Source organism: Luteibacter sp. NPDC104163, from assembly GCF_055584245.1.
Map to the genome: position 1 here is coordinate 97,361 of NZ_JBVJMK010000019.1, position 3,889 is coordinate 101,249.

The 3,889-nt window shown below is 65.1% G+C and carries 4 protein-coding genes; 3 read left to right on the forward strand and 1 reads right to left on the reverse strand.

Annotated features, from left to right (window positions below; translation table 11 throughout):
- Positions 1–117 precede the first annotated feature (117 nt).
- The gene (locus ACZ6YI_RS18770; protein ID WP_465779975.1) at positions 118–1,149 is read left to right on the forward strand and encodes an aminopeptidase; all 1,032 of its coding nucleotides are present in this window, start codon (positions 118–120) and stop codon (positions 1,147–1,149) included.
- Between the two features lie 127 nt (positions 1,150–1,276).
- Here the strand turns inward: ACZ6YI_RS18770 and ACZ6YI_RS18775 are convergent, their stop codons facing one another.
- Positions 1,277–2,077, reverse strand: coding sequence for a c-type cytochrome (locus ACZ6YI_RS18775; RefSeq protein ID WP_465779976.1), 801 nt, complete (start codon positions 2,075–2,077; stop codon positions 1,277–1,279).
- A gap of 94 nt (positions 2,078–2,171) precedes the next feature.
- Here ACZ6YI_RS18775 and ACZ6YI_RS18780 point away from each other — a divergent pair, with 94 nt between their 5' ends.
- A complete protein-coding gene (locus tag ACZ6YI_RS18780; protein ID WP_465779977.1) occupies positions 2,172–2,555 on the forward strand; it encodes a YbbN family protein in 384 nt (127 codons plus the stop codon).
- Positions 2,552–3,730 (forward strand): nicotinate phosphoribosyltransferase, encoded by a 1,179-nt coding sequence (gene pncB / locus ACZ6YI_RS18785; protein WP_465779978.1) that lies wholly within the window; start codon positions 2,552–2,554, stop codon positions 3,728–3,730. The genes ACZ6YI_RS18780 and pncB overlap by 4 nt, the downstream gene beginning before the upstream one ends.
- Positions 3,731–3,889: the final 159 nt, after the last annotated feature.

The window sequence follows — 3,889 nt, forward strand, 5'->3', positions numbered from 1 at the left end:
TGGATTTTGGGGGGTTTTGTTGTCGGTGGGTGTGGGTGCGCGGTGGCGCGCGATGGGTGCTAGCCCCAAGCCCCATCGCGCGCAAGCGCGCTCCCACAATTCGGGCACAATGCCCCGATGCGTGTCCTCCTCGTCGCCATGCTCGCCTTGCTTGCCGGTTGCCGTACCGCGGGCTACTACGCCCATGTCACCCACGGGCAGATGGCGCTGCTTGCAGCCCGCAAGCCCATCGACAAGGTGGTAGGCGATCCGCGGACGTCCGACAAGGTGCGCCAGCGCCTGGTCACCGCGAGCGAAGCCCGACGCTTCGCCAGCGCGCGGCTCGGTTTGCCCGACAACCGCAGCTACACCTACTACGTGCAGCTCGACCGGCCATGGGTCGCATGGAACGTGTTCGCCGCGCCTGAGCTCTCCGTCGACCCCGTGGTGCATTGTTTCCCGTTCGCCGGATGCGTTTCCTACCGCGGCTACTTCAACCGCGACCTCGCGAATCGTGAAGCCGCCCGCCAGCGCGCGGCAGGCAACGACGTGAGCATCGGTGATGTCCCCGCGTATTCCACGCTCGGCTGGTTCGCCGATCCCGTGCTCAGCAGCATGCTCGGCTGGGATGACGATGACCTGGTCGGCACCATCTTCCACGAACTCGCGCACCAGAAGATCTACGTGAAGAACGACTCATCGTTCAACGAGTCGTATGCGAACTTTGTCGAGCAGGAAGGCGTGCGCGAATGGCACGCGGCGAAGGGGCTCACCGCGCCGGATCCGAAGGTTGACATGCTGTCCCGCTCGTTCACGGAGCAGGTGCTTGCGCTGCGCGAGCGCCTGAAGGCGATGTATGCGCAGCCCATGAGCGATGACGCCAAGCGCGTCGCCAAGGCGGAAACCTTCGAGGTGTTCCGCGGTGAGTACCTTGCATGGCGTGAGAACGAGGCCGGCGGCGACCACCGTTACGACCGCTGGATGGCGCAGCCGATGAACAACGCGCGCTTGTTGCCGTTCGGCTTGTACGACCAGTGGACGGGGGCGTTCGCGGCGTTGTTCGAACAAAGCGGGCGGCAGTGGCCGGCTTTTTTTGCCGAGGTGCAGGCCCTGGCAAAACAGCCGCCCGCGGAACGTACCAGACATCTCACGTCACTAAAAACCCCGTAGGAGCCCACCCTGTGGGCGAGCTCTTGTGGGTGAACTCCTGTGGCCCAGCTCTTGTGGGAGTGAGCTTGCGAGCGATGCTCTCCCTCAGACCCATCGCGCGCAAGCGCGCTCCCACAGTGTCACGCGGTCAAGGCGTGGCTTTGCGCCCCGCCATGTGCTTCAGGTAAGCCTCGAGGTTGGCCAGGTCGGCATCGCTGATCACCTGCGCGCTGAAACCCGGCATCTTCGCCTGCGGCCAGTGACGGAGGTCCTGCGGGTTGCGCACCAGTACGCGCAGCATGCCGTCGCGCAGGTATTCGGTCGGGCTGTGCGGGATGTTGAGGTCCGGGCCGAGCTTCGCATCGCCCTGGCCGTTGAGCGTGTGGCAGGTGATGCAGTTCTTCTGGAACACCTCGAAGCCGCGCATCACCGGGCTATCTTTCGCCAGGCCCGGGGCAGGGCGCATCAGCGGGAAGCGCAACGCAGGATCGGCAAGCACGCGGATCGACGCGATCTGGTAAGGCCATTGCTCTGGCCCGACCTTGCCGGCCTCCGGATGCAGCCACACGAGGTAGAACGGCCCGGCCGAGGGCTTGCCGTCGCCCAGCGCGGGCCACGCCGCGTCTACCACGGCCAGCCAGGCTTCCGCGCCGTGGCCATCGAGCACGAGGGCCGCCGGGATCTCCGCGGCGAAGCCGTCCAACGCCGTGAACTGCAGGTGCGCAGCGGCCGGCACACCGGCGAGCAAGGCCTTCAGCGGCACGGCCTGGTAACGCATCGCCTTTTGGTACGAGACATCGGCGGGCACATCGATCGTGCGCAGGTCGGGCCGCGCCAGGAGCTGCTGCGTGCTGAGGGTGGCCGTGCCATGGCCGGTAACGATGGAAAGGCTGGCGGCCTGGGCCAGGCCGGCGCAAACGGCGAGGATAAGGGCTAGCAAAAGGCGCACGGGGATTCCTTGGGTGGGGCGCATGATCGCAGTACCCTCGAATTATCGCCCCATCGCCCCCATGCGGGGAGTTCGAACCGATCACGGATCCACCATGTCCGATACCACCGTCCCCGGGTTCTTCGCGCAGTTCCCCATGGCGAAGATCACCAGCACCGAACTCGATGCCGACCTCGCGGCCGACGACAACCGCATCGCCATCCTGTTCCTGTGGGGGCGCGACTGCCCCAATTGCGATATCGCGAAGCGCCAGATCCTGCTCACGCCGGAGCGCTTCCAGCGCACCGAACTGCGCTGGCTGCACGATAACGTCTACGACGACCCGAAGATGGCGACGCGCTTCGGCCTGCATGGCATCCCGGCGTTTTTCCTCTTCCACCGCGGGAAGAAACTCGGCCGCATCTCGCCCTGGCCGGGTACGGAAGCCTTCATGGATGCCGTGGAGAAGCAGATCGCCCTCACCGGGGCGAGCGCATGATCATCCGCTCGCTGCTGGACACCGACCTCTACAAGTTCACCATGATGCAGGTGGTGCTGCACCAGTACCCGGCCGCGGAAGTCGAGTACCGGTTTCGCTGCCGTACGCCTGGCGTGGATCTCGTGCCGATTATCCCGGCGATCAGGGAGGAGCTCGCGCACCTTTGCTCGCTGCGCTTCAGCGATTCCGAGCTCGACTACCTGCGCGCCATGCGCTTCATCGACAGCGACTTCGTCGACTTCCTGGGCCTGTTCCAGCTGAATGCGAAGTACGTCCACATCGCGCCCTCGGAGAAGGGCAACGGCGAAATCGAGCTGGTGATCCGTGGCCCGTGGCTGCACACCATCCTGTTCGAGGTGCCGCTGCTGGCGATCATCAACGAGCTGTACTTCCGCCATGCGTACCCAGGGCACGACCTCGCCGAAGGCCGCCAGCGCCTGCGCGCCAAGATCGCGCTGCTGCGCGATACGCCGGGCTTTGAAAAAGTACGCCTCGCCGACTACGGCACGCGCCGTCGTTTCTCGGGCGCGTGGCATGAGGAAGCGCTGGGGATCATGCGCGAAGGCTGGGGTAGGCAGCTGGCCGGTACCAGCAACGTCCTGTTCGCAATGCAACAGGGCATGACGCCGATCGGCAGCATGGCCCATGAATACCTGCAGGCGTTCCAGTCGCTGGGGCCGCGCCTGCGCGACTCACAGGTCGCGGCGCTGGAGGCGTGGGCGCGTGAATACCGCGGCGACCTGGGTATCGCGCTATCCGACGTCTACGGGCTCGACGCGTTCCTGCGCGACTTCGATATGTACTTCTGCAAGCTGTTCGACGGCGCGCGCCACGATTCGGGCGACCCGTTCGCCTGGGGCGATCGCATCCTCGCGCACTACGAGAAGAACCGCGTCGATCCGCGTACGAAGACGCTGGTGTTCAGCGACAGCCTGGATATCCCGAAGGTGATGGATCTGTACCGCCACTTCGAGGGGCGCTGCCTTGTGTCATTCGGCGTGGGCACGAACCTGACCAACGACACCGGGCCGGAACCGATCAACATCGTGATCAAGATGACCCGCTGCAACGGCCAGCCGGTCGCCAAGCTCTCCGATTCACCCGGGAAGAGCATGTGCGAAGACCTGGATTACCTGGCGTACCTGCGCCGGGTGTTCGATTTGCCCGCGGCATAACGAATGGCGTTGTGGGAGCGCGCTTGCGCGCGATGGGTGCTCGCGGCAACCCCATCGCGCGCAATGAGGTGACCCCCAGAAGTTGGACATCTTCTCCCACCTGAGATGTCCGACATGGCCAAGTACCCGAAGCGCTTCAAGCTCAAGATCGTCAAGCAG